Here is a 24459-nt window from a genome sequence, read left to right on the forward strand (position 1 = left end):
CATCTCGTGGGGTCGGCGGGATTCGAACCCGCACTGGCGTGCTCCTAAGGCACGTGCCTCTGCCATTGGGCTACGACCCCGCCGTCCATGGTGTCAGGCTCGGGCCGCGCGCGACTCTCCGCTTCCCAGCAGGCCGGCGAGCAGCGGGGCAAGCGCGCGGAACGCCTTTCCCCGGTGGCTGATCGCGTCCTTCTCCTCGGGCGGCATCTCCGCGGTCGTCCGATCGTCGTCGAGCGGCACGAAGATCGGGTCGTAGCCGAACCCGTTCGACCCGCGCGGGGAGCGAGCGAGGTGGCCGGCCAGCCGGCCTTCCACGACGACGTCGCGACCGTCCGGCATCGCGGCGGCAGCAGCGCAGACGAATGCTGCTCCCCTGCGGCTGTCGGGCAGGTCGGAGATCTGGGCGAGGACCAGCTCGAGGTTCGCGACGTCGTCGCCGTGCCGGCCGGCCCAGCGCGCGGACAGTACGCCGGGCATCTGGTTCAGCGCATCGACCGCGAGCCCGCTGTCGTCGGCGATCGACGGCAGCCCGGTGCCCCGGCAGGCGGCGTGCGCCTTGAGCAGTGCGTTGTCCGCGAAGGTTGCGCCGGTCTCGACCACGTCGGCGAGGTCCGGGTAGGCGTCGAGGCCGAGCAGTTCGACGTCGTACGGGTCGAGGATGCGGCGCAGCTCTTCGATCTTGCCCTTGTTGCGCGTCGCGAGGACGACCGTGGCGGTCACTCCCGCAACGCCGCCTCCTGCAGCGCGGTCAGCTCGGCGCAGCCCTTGACCGCGAGGTCGAGCAACCGGTTGAGCTCGTCCCGATCGAACGGCGCCCCCTCGGCCGTTCCCTGCACCTCGACGAACCGGCCGTCACCGGTGCAGACGACGTTCATGTCCGTCTCTGCCTTGACGTCCTCGTCGTAGCAGAGGTCGAGACAGGGAACCCCGTCGACGATGCCGACACTGACTGCGGCGACGGACGAGACGAGCGGCTCGCCGGCCGCCAGCGCGTTGCGCGCGCGCAGCCACGACACGGCGTCGGCGAGCGCGACATAGGCGCCCGTGATCGCCGCCGTACGCGTGCCACCGTCGGCTTGCAGGACGTCACAGTCGATGACGATCGTGTTCTCGCCGAGAGCCTTGTAGTCGATCGCCGCGCGCAGCGAACGGCCCACCAAACGTGAGATCTCGTGCGTGCGGCCACCGATCCGGCCCTTGACCGACTCGCGGTCGCTGCGCGTGTGCGTGGAGCGTGGAAGCATCGCGTACTCCGCCGTGACCCAGCCGAGCCCGCTGCCCTTGCGCCACCGCGGCACGCCTTCGGTCACCGACGCGGCGCACAGCACGCGGGTCCGACCGAACTCGACGAGCACCGAGCCCTCCGCATGATCCAGCCAGCGCCGGGTGATCCGGACCTCGCGCAGAGCGTCCGGCGCGCGGCCATCGGGACGGGTGGCAGTGGGTTCGCTCACAGGTGCGATGCCTCTCGGTCAGATCTCGAATCGGTCCAGCGAGTGCGCGATCGCGATGTCGCCGCTGTAGCTCGCGGTCGCCCCGGCGAGGGTACGGTCGACGTCCCCCCACGGCACCAGATGGGTGAGCACGAGCCGACCGGCGCCGGCCCGGGTCGCGTGCGCGCCGGCGTCGCCGCCGGTCATGTGCAGTCCGGGCGGGTTGTGCTCGCCGTCGAGAAACGACGCCTCACACAGCATCAGATCCGCGTCGCGGGCGAGGTCGGTCAGCGCATCACACGGCGCCGTGTCCGCGCTGTAGGCGATGGTCCGTCCGCCGGCGCTGATCCGCATCCCGTAGGTCTCGACACTGTGGTTCATCCGCCGCAGCGTGATCTCGAACGGTCCGACGTCAATCGTCCGCTCCGAGTCGATCGGGCGTACGTCGTACACCCCTTCGACCGGGTCCTCGGGATCCTCGATCACGCCGGGCAGGCCGCTCGGCCCATAGACCGGAAGCACCGGTGCCGATCCGGCCGGGTGGTAGTGCCGCACGTAGGTGTAGGTCAGCAGGTCGAAGTAGTGGTCGCCGTGCAGATGGCTGATCACGACCGCGTCCGGCTCGAGCAGCCCGCACGCTTCGTCCAGCGGGCCGAGCGAGCCGTTGCCCATGTCCAGCACCAGCCGGAAGCCGTCCTCCTCGACGAGGTACGACGAGCACGGCGAGCCCGGTCCCGGGTAGGTGCCCGAGCACCCGACGATGGTGAGCCTCATGCCGGCAGCGCTGCGGCGACCTCGCCGATTTCAGGACCGAGAAACCGCCGGCCGAGGCGGGCGAACGGTTCCGGGTCTCCGGTCGCGAGGAAACGGTGCTCCGGCGGCGGGAGCGACTCGTCGCGGAAGCCGACCGACCCGGCCAGCTCCCGGTAGACGTCCTTGGCCGTCTCCTCCGCGCTCGACACGAGGGTTACCGCATCCCCGACGACATAGGAGATCACCCCGGTGAGCAGCGGATAGTGCGTGCAGCCCAGCACGAGCGTGTCGACCCCGGCGGCAACGACCGGTTCGAGGTAGTCCTCCGCGACCGACAAAAGGGCCGGGCTGTGCGTGTCACCGCGTTCGACGTACTCCACGAACTGCGGGCACGCCGCAGTGGTCAGCGACACGTGGGTCGCCGCCGCGAACGCGTCGTCGTAAGCCTTGCTCGTGATCGTCGCCGCGGTGCCGATGACGCCGATCCGCTGGTTTCTGGTCACGGCCACCGCCCGGCGCACGGCGGGCTGGATGACCTCGACCACGGGAATCGAGTAGCGCTCGCGCGCATCGCGCAGGCACGCGGAGCTGGCCGTGTTGCAGGCGATCACGAGCAGCTTCACGCCGTGGTTGTCGACCAGGTCGTCGAGGACGGCGAGCGCGAGCGCGCGCACGTCGGCGATCCGCCGCGGGCCGTACGGGCCGTTGGCTGTGTCACCGACATAGACGATCGACTCGGCGGGCAGCTGGTCGATGACCGCCCGGGCGACGGTGAGCCCGCCGACCCCGCTGTCGAAGATCCCGATCGGCGCGTCCACACACCCATCCTTGCATCCGGGCATCGCCGAGCCCATGACCGTGCCCGGCGATGCCCAGCCGCTCCGTCGAGCGAATCTTTACCGCGACGCAGCCGCTACGAACCCGAATCAGGTATCGGCATTTCGGTTAGCATCACGGCGCTGACCGGGTCCGGTTTCCAGCCGGCGCCCGACTCACGGTTGATCTGCCAGCTCAGTGCATAGAAATTGCCCCAGCCGCAGGTCTCCTTGCTCGTGCCGGTGCTTACTGCGGGGCCAAAGAAGTTGCCTTGCTCCGCATTAGACCCCTCGATGAACTGGTAGCAGTTGATCGCAACTCGGAACTTATATCCACACGTATTTTCGCTGATCTTGACCCAACCCTGGGTGTCGTTCGAGCCGCCCGATGCAACAGTCCAGCTGCAACCACCCCCACCCGGCCCGATCGTCGAGGCAGCGGCAACCGCGCCGCTACCCAGCACCGCAGCCACGCATATTCCCGCCGCAAGGGATTTTCCTAACGCCCGCCTGACCCGCAAACCAAATGATTGCCGCACGACCCACCTCCTGGCCCGTCTGGGAATAATCGACACGGATTCCAGCACGGCCGAACAGGAATGGTCAAGAGCTGGCAATACTTTTGGCAATAGGCGTATCGGTAGAGCGCGCGGAGCGAATTAGCCAAATAGTCCGCAAACCTGAAATAAGACAATTTGCCGGCTCAGGCCCAGAGCTGGCCCTCGATCTTCTCGGTGGCCTGCTCAATGGTGCCGTCGTAGGCGCCGGTGCTGAGGTACTTCCAGCCGCCGTCGGCGACGATGAAGACGATGTCCGCGCGTTCGCCGGCCTTCACGGCGCGGTCGGCCTGGGCGAGCGCCGCGTGCAGGATCGCGCCGGTCGAGATCCCCGCGAAGATGCCTTCTTCCTCGATCAGCTGGCGGGTGCGCCGCAACGCGTCTGCCGGGCCGACCGAGAAACGCGAGTCGAGCACGTCGGGGTCGTAAAGCTCCGGCACGAAGCCCTCGTCGATGTTGCGCAGGCCGTAGACGAGCTCGCCGTACCGCGGCTCGGCGGCGACGATGCGGATGCCCGGCACGTGCTCGCGCAGGAACCGGCCGCACCCCATCAAGGTGCCGGTCGTTCCAAGCCCCGCCACGAAGTGCGTGATCTCCGGGCAGTCGGCGAGGATCTCCGGGCCGGTCGTGTCGTAGTGCGCCTGCGAGTTGGCCGGGTTGCCGTACTGGTAGAGCATCACCCAGTCCGGATGCTCGGCGGCGAGCTTCTTCGCGACCGCGACCGCCTCGTTTGAGCCGCCTGCGGCCGGCGACGTGATGATCTGCGCGCCGTACATCTCGAGCAGCTGCCGGCGCTCGACCGAGGTGTTCTCGGGCATCACGCAGATCAGCCGGTACCCCTTGAGCTTGCAGACCATCGCGAGCGAGATTCCGGTGTTGCCGCTGGTCGGCTCGAGCACGGTGCAGCCGGGCGTGAGCCGACCAGCGGTCTCCGCCAGCTCGACCATGGCAATCGCCGGACGGTCCTTCACGGAGCCGGTCGGGTTGCGGTCCTCGAGCTTGCCCCACAGCCTGACCTCGCGCGACGGCGAGAGTTGCGGCAGCCCGACCAGCGGGGTGCCGCCGAGGGAGTCGAGGAGCGAGTCGAACCGAGCCATCAGGACAACATCAGCCGCCGGCGACCGCAGGCAGGATCGTGACGACGTCGCCGTCGGCCAGCGGCGTCTCGGGACCGCCGAGGAAGCGGACGTCCTCGTCGTTCAGGTACACGTTGACGAAGCGGTTGAGTGTGCCGTCCGTGCCCACCAGGCGGTCGCGCAGCCCGGTGTAGCGCGAGTCGAGGTCGACGAAGAGGTCAGCCAGCGTCTGCCCGGACCCCTCCACGGCTTTCTCGCCGCCGGTGTAGGTGCGCAGGATCGTCGGGATGCCTACTTCGATCGCCATAGTCATATTTTCGCAAACGCCGTCCGCCGGCTGGCGATTCCGCCCCTGCACGGTCTCAGCCGACGATCTCGACCGGCTCCTCGGTGACCTCGCCGTCGATGATCCGGAAGCTGCGGAACTCGGTCTCGTCCGGCGCCCGCGTGGACACCAGCACGTAGTGCGCGGTCGGCTCGCTCGCCAGGCTGATGTCCGTGCGCGACGGCCGGGCCTCGGTCGCGGTGTGGGAGTGGTAGATCACCACCGGCTCCTCGTCGCGCTCGTCCATGCCACGCCACACCCGCAGCTGCTCCATGGAGTCGAAGCGGTAGAAGGTCGGCGAGCGCTCGGCGTTCATCATCGGGACGAATCGCGCCGGCCGGTCGCTCCCGGCCGGGCCGGCGAGCACCCCGCACGCCTCGTCGGGATGGTCGCGGCGGGCGTGCTCGACGATCTGGTCGTGCAGGTCCCGGCTGATCCGAAGCACGTGGCGAGGCTACGACGTCCCAACCCGCTCAGCGCAGTACGGCGAGCACGATCGCGTTCTGCAGCCACGTGATCCAGTCATACGTCTCGAGCTCTGCGTGCCGGGCCGTGCCCGGCGGCACCGTGGCCAGCTCGTCGGCAACGTCCTCGGTCACTCCGATTCGGGTGCCGAGGGCGAGTCGCAGATCGGTGAACGCCGGCAGCCACTCCTCCGCGTCGGTCGCCTTGAGCTCGAGCTGGACCTCGCCGTCGTGGTCGCTACCGGCGACGGCCGCCGTGAGGTCGTCGACCACCCGCTGCACGGCGGAGCGCTTGGTCGCCCGCAGGCTGCCCTCGGTGAGCCGGCGGAACTCACCGGCGGCGTTGTCGTCGTTGCGGTAGCCGTCCGGCAGCAGCCGGCGCAGCACCGGGTCGGTCGGTGGCTCGATTTCGGCCGGCGTGTCGAGCAGCCGCTCGAGCAGCTCGGTATCGATGTCCGCGTCGTCGCGTTCTCCCGGCTCCGGCATCGTGCCGTCGGCGTGCTCACCGGGGTGATCCCCGTGGCCGAGCAGCACGATGATCTGGCCGAACAGGTCGAGCAGGATGGCGATCTCGTCGAGGGTCAGGCTGATTCGTACCCGCCGGCCGCGACGCCGGACCGAGCTCACCCGTCAGTCCTGCGCCACGGTGGCCCACAGCCCCGCGGCGTGCAGCCGTTCGACGTCGTGCTCGACCTGCTCGCGGCTGCCGGAGCTGACGACCGCACGGCCCTTGGTGTGGACGTCCAGCATGAGCTTGGTCGCCTTCTCCTTGCTGTAGCCGAACAGCTTCTGGAACACCCAGGTCACGTAGGTCATCAGGTTGATCGGATCGTTCCAGACGATCGCGACCCAGGGACGCTCGACGTCGACGTCATCCTCGGGGACAGGGCTGTGGGTGCGCTCGATCGCGGGCGCAGTCATGGCTCAATGGTGGCACCGCGCTCGGATCGGCGGTAGGGGAACATCTACGTCGAAGCAGGGAGTTGCACGAGAAATGGGGCGCAGTTCCAACCAGGGCAAGGTCTGGGCTGCGCTCGTCGCGATCTACCTGATCTGGGGCTCGACCTACCTCGCGATCCGCGTCGCCGTCCATCCGACCCACGGCGAGGGCGTGCCGCCCCTGCTGCTCGCCGGTGTCCGGTTCACGCTCGCCGGGGTGGTCATGATCGCGGCAACGGCCCGGCGACCGGCCGCAGACGGCGCCCCCGACCCATTGGGTTGGCGGCAGTGGTACGCCGCGGCCGTCATCGGGATCGCGCTGCCGTTCGGCGGCAACGGCCTGGTCACGCTGGCCGAGCGCAAGGTTCCCTCGGGCATCACTGCAGTCATGATCTCGACCATCCCGATCTGGGCGGCGTTGATCGCGGCAGCAATCGGCCGGGAGCGCATGACCGGGCGGCACTTCGTCGGCCTCGTCCTCGGTTTCACCGGCGTCGGCGCGATGGTCATCGGCACCGGAAGCGGGCGCGCGAGTGGAGCGGGCATCCTGATCCTCGTCATCGCCGCCCTCTCCTGGGCGGCAGGAACGGTGTGGTCCACCAACGCCCCCACGCCACGCCGTCCGCTGGTCACGACCGGCATGGAGATGCTGTGCGGCGGGATCGCCTGCCTCATCACGGCCGCCGCGCTCGGCGAGTTCGCGCAGTTCCACACCGACGAGCTCACCGCCCACGCGTGGCTCGCGTTCGCCTACCTCACGGTCATCGGGTCGCTGGTCGCCTACAGCGCCTACGTCTGGCTGCTCCGCAATGCCCAGCTCTCGCTCGTCACGACGTACGCGTTCGTGAACCCGGTCGTCGCCGTCATTCTCGGCTCGCTGATCCTTGACGAGCCGTTCACGATCCGCACCGGCATCGCGACCTGCGCGGTCGTCGTCGGGGTGATCCTGACCCTCACCCGCGGCATCCAGAAGCCCCTCCCGCACGCCGGCGATCGGGCACCTGATGAGGTGCACGTGTGAACACCTCCGCGCTGCTCACCGACCGGTACGAGCTGACGATGGTCGACGCTGCGCTGCGCAGCGGCCAGGCCGACCGGCGCTGCGTGTTCGAGGTCTTTGCGCGCTCGCTTCCGGGACGCCGCCGCTATGCGGTGGTCGCCGGGCTCGGCCGTCTTCTCGACGACCTGTCCCGGTTCCGCTTCGACCAGGACTCGCTTGCCTACCTGGCCGAAAGCCGGGTCATCGACGACCGCACCCGGGACTGGCTGGCGGAGTTCCGGTTCGGTGGCTCGATCGACGCGTACGCCGAGGGCGAGGTCTACTTTCCCGGCTCGCCGGTCCTCACCGTCGAAGGCGGCTTCGCCGAGTGCGTCGTGCTCGAGACGATCGTGCTGTCGATCCTCAACCACGACAGCGCGGTCGCCACGGCGGCAGCCCGCATGATCGGCGCCGCCTGTGGCCGGCCATGTATCGAGATGGGCTCGCGGCGGACTCATGAGATCGCGGCGGTCGCGGCGGCCCGGGCGGCCTACATCGCCGGTTTTGCCACGACATCCAACCTCGCGGCCGGTCAGCGCTGGGGAATCCCGACCGCCGGCACCGCCGCGCACGCCTTCACGATGGTGCACGACGACGAGCGGACGGCGTTCCAGGCGCAGGTCGACGCGCTCGGGCGCGGCACGACCCTGCTGGTCGACACCTACGACGTGATTCAAGGGATCCGGACCGCGATCGAGGTCGCCGGGCCGACCCTCGGAGCGATCCGGCTCGACTCGGGCGACCTGCCGACCCAGGCCCGGATGGCGAGGACACTGCTCGACGAGCTCGGAGCCGGCCAGACGCGGATCGTGGTGACCGGCGACCTCGACGAGTACGCGATCGCCGGTCTGGCCTCGGCGCCGATCGACGGGTACGGCGTAGGCACCTCGCTGGTGACGGGCAGCGGCAACCCGACCGCCGGCTTCGTCTACAAGCTGGTCGCACGCCGGCGCGACGACGGTGAGTGGACCCCGGTCGAGAAACGCTCGCTCGGCAAGGCCACCCATGGCGGTCGCAAGTACGCGGCCCGGCAGCTCGACAACGGCATCGCAGTCGCCGAGCTCGTCAAAACGCTCCCGATGGCGGGCGGGCGCCACGGTCGACCGCTGCAGTGCGCGGCGGTCAGGGACGGCGAGGCGGTCGCGGACGTGCGCCTCAGCGCGGCGCGCGAGCGGTGCGCGGCATCGATCGCCGAGCTACCCGAACACGCGATGAAGCTCTCACCCGGCGAGCCAGCGATCGACACCCTCATGGAGGAGGCGCGGCAGTGGTCACGGCGTTGATCGTGGTCGACGTACAGAACGACTTCTGCGAAGGCGGCTCGCTCCCGGTGGCGGGCGGAGCGGCGGTCGCAGCCAGCATCAGCGCGCTGCTCGCGCAGACCGACTACCCCGTCGTCGCCGCCACCCGGGACGCGCACCGTGATCCCGACGGGCACTTCTCGGGCACTCCGGACTTCGTCGACTCCTGGCCACGGCACTGCGAGATCGGCACGCCGGGCGCGGAGTTCCACCCCAACCTCGATCCCCAACGGGTCGACGCGGTCTTCGACAAGGGCGAGTGGGCAGCGGCCTACAGCGGCTTCGAAGGCGTCGATGGGGCCGGCGAGTCGCTGGCGGACTGGTTGCGCGCGCGTGACGTCGATCGGGTCGACATCGTCGGCATCGCCACCGACCACTGCGTTCGGGCAACCGCGCTCGACGCAGTCCGGGAAGGCTTCGCCACCACCGTGCTGCTCGACTACACCGCCGGCGTGGCCGAACGGACGGTCGAGGCCGCGCTGGCGCAGCTACGCGATGCCGGGATCACCCTGGTCGGCGAGGTCCACCACGCCGCTTAGCCGCGCGCCAGCTCGCGCTTGATGACCTTTCCGGTCTCGTTTCTCGGCAGCCGGTCGTGAAAGACAACCTCGCGCGGAACCTTGTAGTTCGCGAGGTGCGTGCGGACGTACCGGCGGAGCTCCTCGGCCCGCACGTCGGCATCACGACGGCGAACGACGTGGGCGACCAGGGCCTGGCCGAACCGCTCGTCCGTCACCCCGACGACCGCGACGTCCGCGACCGCCGGATGGTGATGGAGCAGCTCCTCCACCTCCGCCGGATAGACGTTCTCGCCACCCGAGATCACCATGTCGTCGTCGCGGCCTTCGACGTACAGCCGGCCGTCCGATCCGAAATGGCCGAGGTCGCCGATCGACGCCAGCGACCCGATCCGCACCTTGTCCTCGCCGCTGGTGTAGCCCTCGAAGGACAGGCCGCTTCCGGCGAAGATGCGACCGACTTCCCCAGGAGCAACCGGCTGCTCGTCATCGTCGACCAGCGCGACGCGGACGCCGCGCAGCACCCGGCCGGCACTGGTCGGCGCGACCCGCAGGTCGTGCGGGCCGGCAACGCTGACGAACGCCACCTCCGTCGAGCCGTACAGGTTGTAGAGGACGTCGCCGAACCGATCCATGAAGCGCGCCGGCAAAGTCGGTGCAAGCGCGGAGCCGGAGACCGCCGCGACCCGCAGCGAGGGCGTCGCGGGAGCTGGGTCGACGTCGAGGAGCCGCTCGCACATCACCGGTACGCCGACGAGAGTGTCGACGCCGTGCTCGGCCACCAGGTCGAGCGTGTGCGCGGGGTCGAAACGGCGGCTCATCACGATCGTCGACGACAGCAACGAGGCGACCACCAGGTTGCCCAGTCCCCAGGCGTGAAAGGCGGGCGCAGCCAGCAGGGTGGTGCGACGGGGGCGATACGGGATCGCATCGAGCAACGAGACCGCGGCGGCCACGGCCGCGAGCGGCGCCGGCACCGAGCGCGCCGCGCCGCGTGGCGCGCCGGTCGTGCCACTGGTCAGGATGACGTGCCGGCTGTCACGTCCGGGCGAGGGCAGCGCGGGCGGATCGGTTGTCGCGTCGACCGCGGCGAAGCTCAGGTCGGGTGCGGAGCCGTCCTCGACCCATGCCGTCAACCTGGGCAGGTCGGGCACCGCTTCGTCGAGGAGCGGGTCGAACTCGTCGTCGGCGACGACGGCAACCGTGCCTTCGCGCTGCAGCACCTCGCCGAGCTGCGGCGCCGCGAACCCGGTGTTCGCGTAGAGGATGTCGGCGCCGAGCTTGCTGATCGCGGCCTGCGCGACCACGAAAGCGGCGGAGTTCCTGGCCAGCAACGCCACCGCGTCGCCGGCGACGACACCGCGATCGGCCAGCGCAGTCGCCACCGCCGTGCTGCGCCGGTCGAGGTCGGCCCAGGTAACCCGCTCCCGGTCGTCGATCACCGCGACGCGCCCCGGGTCGCGTGCCGCATTGACCGCGCAGACCGCACCGGGACTCATCCCCCAGTGCCGCAGTGCGCCGGCCATCCCCAGCAGCCGATCCGGGCGGACCAGGGGCTGCCCGATCCCCACGCGCACCGCGACCCGTCCGGTTGCGAGCGCGGCGCCGGCCGCTTCCGACACGAGCGCACCGACCCGGCTCAGCACCACGGGTTCAGTCTGCCTGCCTCGAGGCAGGGTTCAGCCGGCCGCCTTCGCCGGGTCGCCGACGAGGAACCAGACGACCTTGCCGTCGTCGGTACGGTCCGCTCCCCAGGCCGTGGCAAAATGCTCCACCAGCGTCAGCCCCCGACCGGAGCTGGACGCAACCGACACCGCTCGCAACCCAGGCATCGAGTGGCTGCCGTCGGCGACCTCGACCCGCGCGCCGGCACCCCACCGCTCGACCCGGACCGTGATCGGCGTACCCGCGTGCATCACCGCGTTCGTGACCAGCTCGCTCACCACGAGCTCGGCCGCGGCATTCGGGTCGGCGATGCCCATCGTCCTCAGCTCGTCGAGCACGAAACGGCGGGCCCGGCCAACGCTCGCCGGATGTGGCGGCAGGCGAACCTCGTGCGGCACGGCCGGTATCGTACGGCGATTCATCCCGTCGCTTCCGGTCCCACTCCGTTAGAGGCTCTCGCGGGTTTAGGTCGGGTTGATTCCCCAATGTCCCTGCCACGACTCCTCCGGACCCAATTCGACGAGCGACTCGCCGGTGACCAGGGCACTGGGCGGCACCGACATGGGTTCGACACCGAGCCCCTGGCGACGGCGGGCCGGGTCGGGCAGCGTGTGCCCGGTGTAGATCTCGAGGTAGCCAAACGCCTCGTCGATCCACGCCGTGACCTGCCGGGAACCATCAGGAGCGGCCAGCCGCAGCCGGGCTCGTCCGTCGGCGTCGCGCTGCAGGTCCGTATAGGTGTGGTCGATCTCGAGGTCGCCGATCCGGCGCGGCGAGCGGAAGTCGTAGTCGGTCCCCTCGACGGACTCTCGCCCGGTCGGTATCTGCTGGGCGCCGGTGAGGATCCGGGTCTTGCCGGGGATGGTGAGGATCGCGTCGTCGACGGTCGCGGTGCCGACGGTCAGGTAGGGGTGGAACCCGCAGGCCACGGGCGCCGGTGAGTCGCCGAGGTTGACGATCGTCGTCTCGGCCTCGAGCCCATCGGGTCCGAGCGTCCAGGTGTTGCGCACCTCGATCGGCCAGGCGTAGCCGGGCTGGGGGTACGACGTACACACCACGGTGGCGCTCGCCTCGTCGTGCCGGTCGACCCGCCAGACCGACCACCGGACCAAGCCGTGGATCGCGTTGTGCTGCTCGGGCTCGGTCAGCGCGAGCTGCCGGTCGTCCCCGTGCCAGGTCCACTTCCCGTCCTGTACGCGATTCGGCCACGGGACCAGGGTCTGGCAGCGCGCCCCGTCAGCCATCGCGTCGACGGCGTACCCGTCGAGCACGGCGGCACCTCCGACGGTGTACTCCCGCAGGCCGCCGCCGACAGTGACGACAACGGCGCGTTGCTCGCCGAAGCGGATCTCGATCTGTTCCCCGCTCGGTGCAACCGGCACGATCGGCCTCCTCTGGCTGTGGTCGGTGGTGGCTTTCAGTTCATCGTCGGGTCGAGCGGGCAGCTTGCCACCGCGGACAGCGGCCACGGCTGCCGTCGTAACACGGCCGACCACAGCCGGCCCGGGGCGGCATCGAACGCGTCGAGCGGGAGCCCGTCGACGACGTACCACGCGCCGGCGGCGATCTCTCCCTCTAGCTGCCCCGACGACCAACCGGCATAACCCGCGAAGACCCGCAGCTCGCGCAACGAGCCGGCCAGGATCTCCGGATCGACGTCGAGGTCCACGGTGACGATCGGCGGCACCACGGGCCGCCACCACTGCGCTGAGGTGTGATCGGTCACGAACCCGAGCGCAATCGCAGCCTGCGGCTCGACCGGCCCGCCCGCGAACAGCACGGCGGGCCGGCTGGCGATCTCCGCCACCGGTGGAACCACCTCGGTCAACGACGCAGCGCCCGGACGGTTGATGACCACTCCGAGCGCACCGTCGTCGCCATGTTCGAGGACGCTGATCACGGTGCGCGCGAACGTCGGCTCGAGCATCGTGGGCGCGGCGACCAGCAGCTTGCCCTTGAGCATCATCTCGGCCATCCGCGCCCTCACCGCGACGCGATCAGCCTGCTACCGGCGGCCTGGTCATGCTCTGACCGTATCGCCGCCCGTCGGCGGGCTGTGCGCAACCGGCCAGGCACACGAAGTACACCCTGCACGTCGTCACCAGGAAGTCTCGGTGGCACGTCGAAGTCCGTCGCTACGCACCGGTAGTCCGGCTGGTCGACGCGAGCGGGCCATGCGTGCGCGGCGAGCCCTACCAACCGGAAGACGTCGACTGGTCGGAGTGCTGCTGCTGTTCGCGACGAGTGCATCGTTCGCGGTCGTCTACATCGTCTCCGCCATCGTCGATGCGGCCCTGTCGCCACTCGTCGCGATCACGACGACGTACCTCTACTTCGACCTGCGGATCCGCGCCGAGTACGCCGATCGCGAACTCGCGCACGTCGACGTGCTTCCGGCCGAGGCCTGAGGGACCGTCCCGCTCAGCTGCCGGGGGGCCGGCCACGCCGGGGAAGCGGCGCCGCCTTCTTCGGCATCCGACCGGCGTCGGCCAGCGCATTGCGGAGCAGGATCTCGATCTGCGCGTTGACGCTGCGCAGCTCGTCATCCGCCCATCGGGCCAGCGCGTCGTGCACCTGCGGATCGATCCGCAGGAGTACTTGCTTGCGCTCGCGAGTCACGACGGGCTGGTCACGAATAGAGCGTGCCGGTGTTGACGATGGGCGATGCCGGCTGGTCGCCGCACAACACGACCATCAGGTTGCTGACCATCGCGGCTTTGCGCTCCTCATCCAGGTCCACGATGCCCTGGTCGTCGAGCTCCTCGAGCGCCATCCGGACCATGCCCACGGCGCCTTCGACGATCCGCGAGCGCGCTGCCACCACGGCATTGGCCTGCTGCCGGCGCAACATCGCCTGCGCGATCTCGGCGGAGTAGGCGAGGTGGCTGATGCGAACCTCGACGATCTCGAGCCCGGCCAGCGCCACCCGTTGCGCCACCTCTTGTGCCAGCTCCCCTGCCACCACGTCGGTCGATCCCCGAAGCGAGGTGCCGCCCTCGTTCGAGTTGTCGTAGGGATGGCTGGTCGCGACGTGCCGCAGCGCCGACTCGGCCTGCACCCGGATGAAGTCGAGGTAGTTGTCGACGGCGTAGTTCGCCTTGGCCGTGTCTGCGACCTGCCAGACGACGATCGCGGCGATCTCGACCGGGTTGCCGTCGGCGTCGTTGACTTTCAGGTGGTTGGTCTCGAAGTTGCGTACCCGGACGCTGATTCCCTTGCGGTTGGTCAGGGGCAGAACCCACCGGAAGCCGGGCTTGCGGACCGTCCCGATGTAGGTGCCGAAGAACTGGATCACCGACGTGTGGCCCGGTGGCACGATGACCAGCGAGCCGATCACGAGCCCGGCGAGCACCACCGGGATCGCTGCCGTTCCTGGCGCGCCGGTCTGCGCCAGCAGGATCGCGAGGACGACGCATACCGCCAGGAACAGCACGCCCCACCAACCGTTGATCGCCAGCGCCGGATGCTCGGAGATGGTGACCCTTGCTCCGCCGTGCCCGACCGGGCTGGCATCCACCGGCGGCACGGGCTCTTGGTTGCTCATCGTCGTGTCCTCTCAAAAGTGATATCTAATTACTATCACCTTTCGGAGCGGCGGTCCAGCGCCGGCCGGTCGTGGCCGCCACAACAACACGACTGGGCGCAGCCCCGGCTCGAAGCGTTCGATGCGCACGCGGGAGGCTAGCCGCGATGGGTCAGGGCGGATGAACGAGAGCCGATGGGCAACGGCGACCGGAGGGCAGGGCGTCGAGGCCTTCAACGCGCGGTTCGCCGCACTCGCCGCGGCCGGTGCCGATCTGCACGGCGAGGCGCGGTTCGTGGCATCGCTGGCTCGCGCGGGCGGGTTGGTTCTCGACGCTGGATGCGGCACCGGTCGGGTTGCGCTCAAGCTCGCCGAGCTCGGCTTCCGGTGTGTCGGCATCGATAGTGACCCGGCGATGCTGGCGCAGGCGCGCGAGACGTCGACCGACGTCCGCTGGGTGCTCGCCGACCTGCTCGACGTCGATCAGCTCGCGGAGCACTTCGACCTGGTGGTGACGGCAGGAAACGTGATGCCGCTGCTCGCACCCGGCACCGAGGCCGAAGTCGTGGGCTTGCTTGCCGACCGGCTGGCGCCCGGCGGCCTCCTGGTGGCGGGATTCGGCCTGGACCCGGCTCACCTGCCGCTTGCGGAGGCGCCGTTCGGGCTGCCCGACTACGACCGCTGGTGCGCGGCGGCCGGTCTGGAGCTCGTCGAGAGGTTCGCGACCTGGGACCGCACGCCGTACGAGAGCGGCGGCTATGCCGTCAGCGTGCACCGCCGGCCCGGCTAGCGCACCACGGATCGCGACCGATGGCTGACCGCGCCGAGATCGTCGCCCGCCTGCGCCGCGCCGGTTGTGTGTACGCGGAGGACGAGGCCGCGCTGATCCTTGCCGAGACCTCGGCGCCGGCCGAGGTCGAACGGATGGTGGCGGCCCGGGTCGCCGGCGCTCCGCTCGAACACGTCCTCGGCTGGGCGCAGTTCGCCGGCCGCCGGATCGCGGTCGACCCCAGCGTGTTCGTGCCCCGACGGCGTACCGAGCTGCTGGTCCACCTCGCCGTCCTGAACGCCCCACCGAACGCGGTTGTGGTCGACCTGTGTTGCGGCACCGGCGCGGTGGGCATCACGATCGCCGCGCGGCTCGACCGACCGGAGCTCTACGCGGTGGACATCGACCCTGCAGCGGTGCGCTGCGCGCGCCGCAATGTCGGCCCGCTCGGCACTGTGCTCGCGGGCGACCTGTTCGCTGCTTTGCCGGCAACCCTGCGAGGGCGGATCGACATCCTTGCCGTCAACGCACCGTACGTACCCTCGGCCGAGATCGGGCTGATGCCGAGCGAGGCGCGCGAGCACGAGGCGCGCATCGCACTCGACGGCGGGGCGGACGGGCTCGATCTGCACCGGCGGGTCGTTGGCGAAGCCGCGGAATGGCTGACGCCGGCCGGGCGACTGCTGATCGAAGTCGCGGAGGTTCAGGTCGCGGCAGCGGCGGCGATCATGGCGGGCGCGGGCCTCACATCGTCGGTCGTCCGGTCGGCGGATCTCGATGCGACTGCGGTTGTGGCAACGCGCCGGTCATGATCGGGTTCGTCTGCTCACCGCTGCTAGCGTCGACTGATACCGGCACAGCTGCGGAGGATGTCGTGCCCTTGAACCGCGATCTGGTCGGTCGCTCGTACGACGGCGGCGGCACGTTCGAGGTCTCACGCGAGCACATTCGCCGCTTTGCGGCGGCGATCGGGGACCCGCAGCCGGTGTACACGGATCCGGAGGCCGCACAGGCGCTCGGCTACCGCGACGTGATCGCCCCGCCGACCTTCCTCATCACCGTCGGCGCGAGCATCCCGGGCGGCGGCCCGATCAATGATTCCGAGCTCGGGCTCGACTACTCACTCGTGGTCCATGGCGAGCAGCGCTTCGTCCACCACCGGCCGGTGCACCCCGGCGACGTCCTCACGACCACGACGACGATCGAGTCGATCCGAGACGCTGGCACCAACGAGCTGATGAAGACCCGCACCGACATCTCGACCACCGACGGCGAGCTGGTCTGCGAGTCGCACAGTCTGATCGTGTCGCGAGGGACCGCATCCGCAAGCTGACACCGGGACCGTCGGCGTCCGAGCCCGCGCCGGAGCCGGCCGACTGCCAACCGGCCTCCCCCACCGCGATGCAGTTCGTCTCCCCACCCGGACGATTCGAACGCCTCCGCAGGTTCCGCCTCGAGCTGCCCGGCCGGTACACAACAGCCACCGAGGCGCGACCGTTGTTGCTCGTCCTGGGCCTGCCGACCTTCGGTCTCGCGTTCGGCATCACGATCCTCACGACCTACGGTCCGCTGCCACTGCTCGCGCTCACCCATTCACGGGCGAAGGTCGGTGCTCTGATCGGCGGTGAAGGCGCGTTCGCCCTGTGGGTTCCGCTGGTCTCCGGAGCACTGTCCGACCGGATCAACTCCCCGACCAGAATCGGCCGCCGGTTGCCGTTCGTGATCATCGGAGCGCCGCTCGCGGCGGCCGGTCTCGTGCTACTGCCGTTCGTGCCGACGTACCAGCTCGCGGGTGTCGCGATCCTGCTGTTCTTCGTCGGCTACTACCTCTATTACCCGCCCTACCGTGCGATCTACGCCGACGTGCTGCCGCGCCGGCTCTTCGCGCGGGCACAGTCCGCGCAGGCGGTGCAGCGAGGCGCCGGCCTGGGAGTCGCATTGATCTCCGGTGGCCTGCTGCTGACCGTGTGGAAGCCGCTTCCCTTCGTGCTCGGCGCGATCGCGCTCGCGCTCGCGACGCTTGCGCTGAAGCCGGTGATCCGCCTGCAGCGCGAGACCGGCCTCGATGAAGGCGACCTGGAGGATGAGGATGAGGACGAGGACGAGGCCGAGCTCCTCGGCTCGGCGCGGGACCTGTTCATGCACAACCGCACGATGCAGGCGTTCGCGGTGGCAAACATGTTGTGGGAGTTCAGCTTTGCCGGCCTGAAGACGTTCATCGTCCTCTACATCGTGCACGGGCTCGGGAAGTCGACGTCAGTGGCATCCGCGTTCATCGCGCTGGTGGCGGTCGCCTACGTGGTCGGAGCGCCGATCGCCAGCCGCCTGGCCGACCGGTTCGGCATGGTGCCGGTAATGATGGGTTCCGCGGCGGTCTACGGCACCACCCTGTGCTTGGCAGTGCTCCCCACCACGGCGACGCCGCTGACGATCCTCCTACCGATCGGCGCGCTGGCCGGGGCGATGCTCATGACCCTCCCGCAGGCGCTGGCCTTCACCCTCGCGCCGGAAGCCGGTCAGGGCGCGGCCGCCGGCCTGGTCGACTTCTCTCGTGGGGTCGGCGTCGTGCTCGGTCCGGTCCTCGTCGGCGCTGCCGTCGCAAATGCGTCGTTCCTGTCGGCCACGCACGGTTATGCGGCAATGTGGCCGACTATCGGCATTCCCGTGCTGCTCTCGCTGCTGTTCCTGCGCCGGTTCCACATCAGCGCACCTGATCCGATCCCGGCGAGCTGAACGAACAATCCTCGAGGGCCCGCTTCGAGGAAGGATTCGTGTCGTGACGTCCGGACGGCTCCGCACGTCCCAGGGTGGCTCCTCCCGGCCGGGCAGAGACCGGGTGGCCGTCATCGGCAGCGGTGTGGCCGGCCTGACCTCGGCCTACCTGCTCCAACGCCACTACGACGTCTCGCTCTACGAGGCCGACGACCGGCTCGGCGGCCACGCCCACACTCACGACATCCTCACGCCGGACGCCGGGATCGCGGCCGTCGACACCGGCTTCATCGTGCACAACGCGCGGACCTACCCACACCTGCTCCGGCTGTTCGGCGAGCTCGGCGTCGAGACCCGGCCGACCGAGATGAGCATGTCCGTGCGTTGCGACGGCTGCGGCCTCGAGTACGCCGGTGCAAAAGGGCTCTCCGGGCTGTTCGCCCAGGGGCGCTCGCTGACCCGGGTCGAGTATCTGCGGATGCTGACCGCGGTGAAGCGCTTCCACCGCTCGGCACGACGGTTGCTCGACTCCGGCCGCGACGACGTGACGCTCGGCGAGTTTCTCTCCCGCGGGCAGTTCACGGCGTACTTCGGCCGGCACTTCATCGTCCCGCTGGTCGCCTGCGTGTGGTCGACGTCGCAGCAACAGGCGCTCGGGTATCCAGCGCGCTATCTGTTCTCCTTCCTTGCCAACCACGGGATGCTCAGCATCAGCGGCTCGCCCCAGTGGCGCACCGTGGTCGGTGGCTCGCGCAGCTATGTCGAGAAGGCAGCAAAGGAGCTGAGCGCAGTGCGGCTCGGCACTCCGGTGCGCGTCGTGCAGCGCAATGCCGACGGCATGTCCGTCCGCGACAGCGACGGCGGCGTCGAGCAGTTCGATCGGGTCGTCGTCGCAACCCACGCCGACACAGCGCTCCACCTGCTTGCGACGCCCACCCCTGATGAGCGGCGAGTGCTCGGCAGCTTCCGTTACACGCGCAACCGGACCGCCCTGCACACCGACGAGCACGTGCTACCGCGCAGCGCTCGAGCCAGAGCATCGTGGAACTACCTGATGCGGGCTTGTGACACAGCGAGCGCCGACGTCATGGTCAGCTATGACATGAACCGGCTGCAGCGGCTGGCCACCACGACGCCGTACCTCGTCAGCCTGAACTCGACCGGCCTGATCGCGCCGGAGCGGATCGTGCGGGAGATGGACTACGAGCACCCGATCTTCGACGTCGAGGCGGTCACGGCGCAGTCCGGCCTCGCCGCGTTGAACGACGGCCGGATCGCGTACGCCGGCGCCTACCAGGGCTGGGGCTTCCACGAGGACGGCTGCCGGTCCGGTGTCGAGGCCGCACGCTCGTTCGGCGTCGAGTGGGAGCGGCAGTGAAGGCGACGACGTACGACGCGGTGATCAGCCACTCGCGGCAGACGCCCCTTCGCAACCGGTTCCGCTACCGGACCCGGACCTGGTTGGTCGACCTCGACGAGCTGCCGACCCTGCCGTCCGGCCTGCGCTGGCTGGCGCGGTTCGACGCCGGCGATCACATCGGATCGTCGACCACGCGGATCCGCGACAACATCGGGGAGCTGCTCGCGGCGCACGGCTTGGGCCTCGACGGTGGCCGGGTCCTGATGCTGGCGAACGCCCGCGCGCTCGGCCACGTGTTCAACCCGCTGAGCCTGCACTGGTGCTACGACCGCTCCGGCGTGCTTCAGGCCGTGGTCGCCGAGGTACACAACACCTACGGCGACCGGCACGCGTACGTACTGCGACCGGGACCGGACGGACGAGTCGACGAGCGGATCGAGAAGCAGATGTACGTGTCACCGTTCAACCGGGTCGACGGTCACTATCGGATCGTCGTCTCCGATCCGGGCGCACGCGTGTCGGTGAGCGTGACGCTGGAGCGCGACGGCATGCCACCGTTCGTTGCCAGCCTGCGCGGGAGTCGACGGCCGTCGACCGGTCTGGTCGCGGCCGGACTGGCCACCGCAGTAACGTCACTGTGGGTGAGCGCACTGATCCGCTGGCAGGGCGTCCGCCTGTACCTCCGGGGGTTGCGGGTCGAGCCGCGCCCGGCTCGGATCGCACGGGAGGCGTCGTCATGACCGCCGTACAAGAGGTGGCCGGCCCGCTTGCGATCGACTACCGGCGCTGGCCGGCGATGCTGCCGCCGACGCCGGCGCCCTTGCGCGCCGCGATCGCGCGAGCGTTGCTGCACCGCGTCGCCGGCCGGACCGGCATCCGGGTCGTGCTCGAGGACGGTACGGCGTGGGGCCGTCCGGGCGCACCGACGCTTCGGGTGGCCGACTCCGCTCGCTTCTTCAGCCGACTCGGCCGCGACGGGCTGATCGGCTTCGGTGAGTCCTACATGGCAGCCGACTGGGATTGTGACGACCTCGTCGCGGTGCTGACCCCCATGGCGCGCAACCTCGCCACCCTCGTGCCGCCGCCCTTGCAGTGGCTGCGCCGCTGGTACGACAAGCAGTTCCCCCCGAACGAGGACAACGACCGTCGTGGTGCGCGGCGCAACATTGCTCGCCACTACGACCTGTCGAACGAGCTGTTCGCGACCTTTCTCGACGAGACCATGACCTACTCGTCGGCGCTGCTCGAGCGGCCCGGCGAGGACCTCGCTACCGGCCAGCGGCGGAAGATCGACCGGATCCTCGACGTGGCAGCGGTCGGCCCGGACCGCACGGTGCTCGAGATCGGCACCGGATGGGGCGAGCTCGCGCTCCGTGCCGCGCAGCGCGGTGCGCACGTCACGTCGTTGACGCTGTCGGAAGAGCAGGCCGCGCTGGCCCGGCAACGGGTGAGTGCCGCCGGGCTGTCCGACCGGGTCGACATCCGCATTCAGGACTACCGCGACGTGGTCGGCCGCTTCGACGCCATCGTGAGCGTCGAGATGATCGAGGCGGTCGGCGAGCGCTGGTGGCCGACGTTCTTCCGCACTCTCGACGACCGGCTGGGACCGGGCGGCCGGATCGGGCTGCAGGCGATCCTCATGCCGCACGAGCGGCTGATGGCCAGCCGGTCCTCGTGGACCTGGATCCACAAGTACATCTTCCCGGGCGGCCTGCTGCTCTCGGAGCGAGTCATCGACGAGGTCTGTGCGCAGCACACCTCCCTGCAGGTCGTCGACCGGCTGCACATGCGGTCGTCGTACGCCGACACGCTTCGGCAGTGGCGGGAGCGGTTCACTGCGGCGGCCGACCGCGTCGACCAGCTCGGGTTCGACCCGACGTTCCGCCGGATGTGGACGTTCTACCTCGCCTACTGCGAGGCGGGTTTTCGGGCCGGCTACCTGAACGTCGCGCAGCTCACCCTTGCCCGAGAGCGACCATGAGCACGGTCGCCGCCGCCCTCGAACCGGTGGTCACCCCGCTGTTCGGCGGCAGCCTGCCCGTGCACCTGCGCGGTTGGGACGGCAGCATGATCAGCGCCGGGGACGCCGCGGCTCCGACCGTCGTGCTGAACTCGCCGTCGGCGCTGCGCCGGCTGTTGTGGGCGCCCGGCGAGATCGGGCTGGCCCGCGCCTACGTGACCGGCGAGCTCGACGTCGACGGCGACCTGGCCGACGCCTACCGGCGGATCTGGGCCGCTGTACGCGAACGCAACCTTCGCGCCGATTTGCGGCCGTCGACGGTCGCCCGGGCGCTGCGTGCAGTGGCTTCGCTCGGCGTCATCGGGCGCCCGCTTCCGCCGCCCGCCTCGGAAGCCCGGCCGCGCGGGCGGCTCCACAGCCGCGGCCGCGACGCCACGTCGATCAGCCATCACTACGACCTGTCGAACGCGCTGTACTCGCTGCTGCTCGACGACGACCACCTCGCCTACTCGTGCGGCTACTGGACGAGCGACGACCCGTCGTACACGGTGTCCGACGCGCAGCGGGACAAGCTCGACCTGATCTGCCGCAAGCTCGACCTGCGGCCCGGCGTTCGGCTGCTCGACGTTGGGTGCGGCTGGGGAGCGCTGTCGATCCACGCCGCCAAGGAGTACGGCGCGCACGTCACGGGCGTGACGATCTCGCGCGAGCAGCACGCATTCGGGCAGGCACGGATCGTGGCCGAGGGCCTCGAGCATCTGGTCGACCTGCGGTTGCAGGACTACCGGGACATCGCGGACGGCCCGTACGACGCAGTGACGACGATCGAGATGGGCGAGCACGTCGGCCAGGCCAACTACCCGGCCTTCCTCGCGCGACTGCACGCGCTGCTTCGCGACGAGGGGCGGTTGGTCGTGCAGCAGATGTCGCACGCGCCGAACCATCCCGGCGGCGGGCCGTTCATCGAGAGATACATCGCGCCGGACATGTACATGCGGCCGCTGCCCGAGCTCCTCGCGCTGATTCACTCGGCCGGCTTCGAGATCCGCGACGTCCACGCGCTGCGCGAGCACTACGTCCGCACCGTCGAGGCCTGGCACGAGGAGTTCGAGCGGCGGTGGGATGAGGTGGTCGAGCTGGTCGGGCTCGAGCAGGCGAGGGTGTGGCGGTTGTACCTGGTCGGCGGCGCGATCACCTTCGCCGAGAACCGGATGGGGGTCGACCAGATCCTCTCGGTCAAGACCACTGTCGGCGGCCGCTCTGCGATGCCCGCGACCAGGCTCGGCTGGGAGCCCCACTCGGTGCGCGGGACGTACGACGACGCCGCCTCGGACAGCACTCGAGCGTGAGCTCCTTCGCCGTCCACCCGTTCCTGACCGGGTTGGCTATCAGCTTCGCGGTCCTGCTGGTCGTGTTCGTCGGCGCGTGGCTGGTTGCCCTGGTCGTCGGCCGGTTCAACATCGTCGACGTCGTGTGGGGCATGGCGTTCGTCATCGTTGCGATCGTCGGGTTCGGTTGGTCCGCCGGTCACTCGGTGCCGGGCTGGCGACGCGCGCTGGTGCTGGCCCTGGTCGCGGTCTGGGGGTTACGGCTGTCGGCGTACATCGGGGTTCGCAGCCATGGCAAGGGCGAGGATCCGCGCTACGAGGCAATGCTCGGAACCGGTCCGCATCGGGCACTGCGTGCTCTCGGCATCGTCTTCCTGCTCCAGGCGGTGGTCGCGTGGTTCGTCTCTCTGCCCGTGCAAGCAGCGATGTACATCCGAACCGGCTGGTCGTGGCTTGCCGTCGTCGGCGTCGTCGCCTGGTTGGTCGGGCTGTTCTTCGAGGCGGTCGGCGACGCGCAGATGGCCGCGTTCCGGCGGGATCCGTCCCGGCGCGGTGAGGTGATGGACCGAGGTCTGTGGCGCTACACCCGCCATCCGAACTACTTCGGTGACGCCACCGTGTGGGCCGGCCTCTATCTCGTCGCCGCCGAGCACTGGATCGGCGCGCTGACCATCGGCTCACCACTGCTGATGTCGTGGTTCCTGTCGTTCAAGACCGGGAAGCCGCTACTGGAAAAGCAGATGGCCAGGACCAAACCCGGGTACGCCGAATACATGCGGCGTACCAGCGGTTTCTTCCCGCTTCCGCCGCGCGGCTAGCCGGCGTTCACCCGATCTCGCCACTCGAGCCACGGCTTCGCGGTGCCGAGGTCGGGCTGCGGGCGCTCCTCTACTTTGACGATGAACAGCGTCGCGCCGAGCTCGCGCAACTGGTCTGCCCGGTCTCGAGGATCGCCGGCAACCAGGACCGACCGCTCGATCTCGGCTGGGTCGCGGCCGATGTCGCCGCAGTAGCCGTCGAGGACCCGCGACTTGCGGGCAAAGTCCTCGCCCTCGGCGAAGGTGTGCCAGATATCCGCGTACTCGGCGACGATCCGCAGCGTCTTCTGCTCGCCGGACCCGCCGACCAGCAGCGGGATCCGTCGTACCGGCGGAGGCTCGAGCCGGGCGAGGCGTGCACGGATCCGGGCGAGATGGTCAGCAAGCATCGAGATCCTGCTGCCGACGGTGCCGAACTCGAACCCGTACTCGACGTAGTCCCGGGCCTTGAACCCCGCACCGACACCCAGCAGGAACCGGCCGCCCGAGATGTGATCGATCGTGCGCGCCATATCCGCGACGAGATCAGGGTTGCGATAGCCGACGCTGGTAACCAGCGGACCGATCTCGATGCGCGACGTGGTCTGCGCCCAGGCCGCCAACGTGGTCCAGCATTCGAAGTGCGCAGCCTCCGAGTCCGGGCCCGGACCGAAGAAGTGGTCCCAGTTCACGAGGAGGTCGGCGCCCATGTCCTCGGCTTGCAACGCCGCCGCGCGCAACGTCTCCCAGGACATCCCGTACTGCGCGACCTGCACGCCGACCCGAACCCTTCGTGAGTCCATCCGACCACGTTAGGCGCGATCAGCTGACCCGCCGCCCACGCCGTCGACGCCTCAGAACACGTACGGGATCAGCATCTTCGTCCGGTCGCGATAGGCCGGGTAGGTGTCCGGGAACCGCTCGGTCATGTACTTCTGCTCCATGACCGCGCTGTAGACGAAGTAGGCACCGATCGGTACGACGACGATGAGCCACTCGAGGCTCACGGCTATCGCGGAGCCGAGCAACGCGAGCAGGATGCCGGAGTAGATCGGGTTGCGGATCCAGCGATACGGCCCGCTGGTGATCAGGTCCGGGTCGACCTTCTGGCTCATCGGCATGCCC

At 69.6% G+C, this 24459-nt stretch carries 31 protein-coding genes and 1 tRNA gene; 13 read left to right on the top strand and 19 right to left on the bottom strand.

Annotated features, from left to right (window positions below):
* Positions 1-7: 7 nt before the first annotated feature.
* The 11 genes from VME70_15045 to clpS form a co-directional block, all read right to left on the bottom strand.
* A tRNA-Leu gene (locus VME70_15045) sits at positions 8-80 on the bottom strand.
* A 13-nt stretch (positions 81-93) separates the two neighbouring features.
* The gene (gene rdgB / locus VME70_15050) at positions 94-720 is read right to left on the bottom strand and encodes an RdgB/HAM1 family non-canonical purine NTP pyrophosphatase (protein ID HTW21514.1); all 627 of its coding nucleotides are present in this window, start codon (positions 718-720) and stop codon (positions 94-96) included.
* On the bottom strand, positions 717-1454 hold the full coding sequence (gene rph, locus VME70_15055; GenBank protein HTW21515.1) for a ribonuclease PH: 738 nt from the start codon (positions 1452-1454) through the stop codon (positions 717-719). Before rph ends, rdgB begins: the two co-directional genes overlap by 4 nt.
* A gap of 18 nt (positions 1455-1472) precedes the next feature.
* A complete protein-coding gene (locus tag VME70_15060) occupies positions 1473-2207 on the bottom strand; it encodes an MBL fold metallo-hydrolase (GenBank protein ID HTW21516.1) in 735 nt (244 codons plus the stop codon).
* Entirely contained in the window at positions 2204-3028 is an 825-nt protein-coding gene (gene murI, locus VME70_15065; GenBank protein ID HTW21517.1) for a glutamate racemase, read from the bottom strand. Before murI ends, VME70_15060 begins: the two co-directional genes overlap by 4 nt.
* A 71-nt stretch (positions 3029-3099) precedes the next feature.
* On the bottom strand, positions 3100-3474 hold the full coding sequence (locus tag VME70_15070) for a hypothetical protein (GenBank protein HTW21518.1): 375 nt from the start codon (positions 3472-3474) through the stop codon (positions 3100-3102).
* 230 nt (positions 3475-3704) lie between these two features.
* A complete protein-coding gene (locus VME70_15075; protein ID HTW21519.1) occupies positions 3705-4655 on the bottom strand; it encodes a cysteine synthase in 951 nt (316 codons plus the stop codon).
* Positions 4656-4665: 10 nt separating this feature from the next.
* Positions 4666-4941 carry a MoaD/ThiS family protein gene (locus VME70_15080; protein ID HTW21520.1) on the bottom strand — a complete coding sequence of 92 codons (276 nt, stop codon included), beginning with the start codon at positions 4939-4941 and terminating at the stop codon, positions 4666-4668.
* Between the two features lie 55 nt (positions 4942-4996).
* A complete protein-coding gene (locus VME70_15085) occupies positions 4997-5404 on the bottom strand; it encodes a M67 family metallopeptidase (GenBank protein ID HTW21521.1) in 408 nt (135 codons plus the stop codon).
* Between the two features lie 28 nt (positions 5405-5432).
* Positions 5433-6050 (bottom strand): DUF2017 domain-containing protein, encoded by a 618-nt coding sequence (locus VME70_15090; protein ID HTW21522.1) that lies wholly within the window; start codon positions 6048-6050, stop codon positions 5433-5435.
* A 3-nt stretch (positions 6051-6053) separates the two neighbouring features.
* Positions 6054-6344, bottom strand: a complete 291-nt coding sequence (clpS, locus tag VME70_15095) for an ATP-dependent Clp protease adapter ClpS (GenBank protein ID HTW21523.1) — start codon at positions 6342-6344, stop codon at positions 6054-6056.
* A gap of 73 nt (positions 6345-6417) precedes the next feature.
* Here clpS and VME70_15100 point away from each other — a divergent pair, with 73 nt between their 5' ends.
* The 3 genes from VME70_15100 to VME70_15110 are packed head-to-tail and all read left to right on the top strand — an operon-like array spanning position 6418 to position 9241.
* Entirely contained in the window at positions 6418-7383 is a 966-nt protein-coding gene (locus VME70_15100) for an EamA family transporter (protein ID HTW21524.1), read from the top strand.
* On the top strand, positions 7380-8684 hold the full coding sequence (locus tag VME70_15105; protein HTW21525.1) for a nicotinate phosphoribosyltransferase: 1305 nt from the start codon (positions 7380-7382) through the stop codon (positions 8682-8684). Before VME70_15100 ends, VME70_15105 begins: the two co-directional genes overlap by 4 nt.
* Positions 8669-9241 carry an isochorismatase family protein gene (locus tag VME70_15110; GenBank protein HTW21526.1) on the top strand — a complete coding sequence of 191 codons (573 nt, stop codon included), beginning with the start codon at positions 8669-8671 and terminating at the stop codon, positions 9239-9241. The genes VME70_15105 and VME70_15110 overlap by 16 nt, the downstream gene beginning before the upstream one ends.
* On the opposite strand, the gene VME70_15115 is transcribed toward VME70_15110, so the two are convergent.
* The 4 genes from VME70_15115 to VME70_15130 all read right to left on the bottom strand — a co-directional run bounded on the left by VME70_15115 (position 9238) and on the right by VME70_15130 (position 12860).
* Positions 9238-10869, bottom strand: coding sequence for an AMP-binding protein (locus VME70_15115; protein HTW21527.1), 1632 nt, complete (start codon positions 10867-10869; stop codon positions 9238-9240). The genes VME70_15110 and VME70_15115 overlap by 4 nt on opposite strands.
* A 30-nt stretch (positions 10870-10899) precedes the next feature.
* Positions 10900-11283, bottom strand: coding sequence for an ATP-binding protein (locus VME70_15120; protein HTW21528.1), 384 nt, complete (start codon positions 11281-11283; stop codon positions 10900-10902).
* Positions 11284-11349: 66 nt separating this feature from the next.
* Complete coding sequence (locus VME70_15125; protein HTW21529.1) at positions 11350-12267, bottom strand: aldose 1-epimerase family protein; 918 nt, start codon at positions 12265-12267, stop codon at positions 11350-11352.
* Between the two features lie 35 nt (positions 12268-12302).
* Complete coding sequence (locus VME70_15130) at positions 12303-12860, bottom strand: YqgE/AlgH family protein (protein HTW21530.1); 558 nt, start codon at positions 12858-12860, stop codon at positions 12303-12305.
* A 247-nt stretch (positions 12861-13107) separates the two neighbouring features.
* On the opposite strand from VME70_15130, the gene VME70_15135 reads away from it, so the two are divergent.
* Positions 13108-13293 carry a hypothetical protein gene (locus tag VME70_15135; GenBank protein ID HTW21531.1) on the top strand — a complete coding sequence of 62 codons (186 nt, stop codon included), beginning with the start codon at positions 13108-13110 and terminating at the stop codon, positions 13291-13293.
* Positions 13294-13306: 13 nt separating this feature from the next.
* On the opposite strand, the gene VME70_15140 is transcribed toward VME70_15135, so the two are convergent.
* The gene (locus tag VME70_15140; protein HTW21532.1) at positions 13307-13504 is read right to left on the bottom strand and encodes a hypothetical protein; all 198 of its coding nucleotides are present in this window, start codon (positions 13502-13504) and stop codon (positions 13307-13309) included.
* A gap of 10 nt (positions 13505-13514) precedes the next feature.
* The gene (locus tag VME70_15145) at positions 13515-14429 is read right to left on the bottom strand and encodes an SPFH domain-containing protein (GenBank protein ID HTW21533.1); all 915 of its coding nucleotides are present in this window, start codon (positions 14427-14429) and stop codon (positions 13515-13517) included.
* Between the two features lie 160 nt (positions 14430-14589).
* Here VME70_15145 and VME70_15150 point away from each other — a divergent pair, with 160 nt between their 5' ends.
* The 9 genes from VME70_15150 to VME70_15190 all read left to right on the top strand — a co-directional run bounded on the left by VME70_15150 (position 14590) and on the right by VME70_15190 (position 23355).
* A complete protein-coding gene (locus VME70_15150) occupies positions 14590-15198 on the top strand; it encodes a class I SAM-dependent methyltransferase (protein HTW21534.1) in 609 nt (202 codons plus the stop codon).
* A gap of 20 nt (positions 15199-15218) precedes the next feature.
* The gene (locus VME70_15155) at positions 15219-15989 is read left to right on the top strand and encodes a putative protein N(5)-glutamine methyltransferase (protein ID HTW21535.1); all 771 of its coding nucleotides are present in this window, start codon (positions 15219-15221) and stop codon (positions 15987-15989) included.
* A 62-nt stretch (positions 15990-16051) separates the two neighbouring features.
* Positions 16052-16510 carry a MaoC family dehydratase N-terminal domain-containing protein gene (locus VME70_15160; GenBank protein ID HTW21536.1) on the top strand — a complete coding sequence of 153 codons (459 nt, stop codon included), beginning with the start codon at positions 16052-16054 and terminating at the stop codon, positions 16508-16510.
* Between the two features lie 164 nt (positions 16511-16674).
* Positions 16675-17910, top strand: a complete 1236-nt coding sequence (locus tag VME70_15165) for an MFS transporter (protein HTW21537.1) — start codon at positions 16675-16677, stop codon at positions 17908-17910.
* Positions 17911-17953: 43 nt separating this feature from the next.
* Positions 17954-19267, top strand: coding sequence for an FAD-dependent oxidoreductase (locus VME70_15170; protein HTW21538.1), 1314 nt, complete (start codon positions 17954-17956; stop codon positions 19265-19267).
* Positions 19264-19989 (top strand): DUF1365 domain-containing protein, encoded by a 726-nt coding sequence (locus VME70_15175; protein HTW21539.1) that lies wholly within the window; start codon positions 19264-19266, stop codon positions 19987-19989. The genes VME70_15170 and VME70_15175 overlap by 4 nt, the downstream gene beginning before the upstream one ends.
* Complete coding sequence (locus tag VME70_15180; GenBank protein ID HTW21540.1) at positions 19986-21230, top strand: cyclopropane-fatty-acyl-phospholipid synthase family protein; 1245 nt, start codon at positions 19986-19988, stop codon at positions 21228-21230. The genes VME70_15175 and VME70_15180 overlap by 4 nt, the downstream gene beginning before the upstream one ends.
* Positions 21227-22558: a cyclopropane-fatty-acyl-phospholipid synthase family protein gene (locus VME70_15185; GenBank protein HTW21541.1), complete on the top strand. Its 1332-nt coding sequence runs from the start codon at positions 21227-21229 to the stop codon at positions 22556-22558. Before VME70_15180 ends, VME70_15185 begins: the two co-directional genes overlap by 4 nt.
* Positions 22555-23355 (top strand): DUF1295 domain-containing protein, encoded by an 801-nt coding sequence (locus tag VME70_15190; protein ID HTW21542.1) that lies wholly within the window; start codon positions 22555-22557, stop codon positions 23353-23355. Before VME70_15185 ends, VME70_15190 begins: the two co-directional genes overlap by 4 nt.
* On the opposite strand, the gene VME70_15195 is transcribed toward VME70_15190, so the two are convergent.
* Complete coding sequence (locus VME70_15195) at positions 23352-24137, bottom strand: LLM class F420-dependent oxidoreductase (GenBank protein ID HTW21543.1); 786 nt, start codon at positions 24135-24137, stop codon at positions 23352-23354. The genes VME70_15190 and VME70_15195 overlap by 4 nt on opposite strands.
* Before the next feature lie 51 nt (positions 24138-24188).
* Positions 24189-24459, bottom strand: a 271-nt coding sequence (locus VME70_15200; GenBank protein ID HTW21544.1) for an isoprenylcysteine carboxylmethyltransferase family protein, incomplete at its 5' end; no start/stop codon positions are given.

It is taken from the genome of Mycobacteriales bacterium, assembly GCA_035504215.1.
GTDB lineage: Bacteria > Actinomycetota > Actinomycetes > JAFAQI01 > JAFAQI01 > DATAUK01.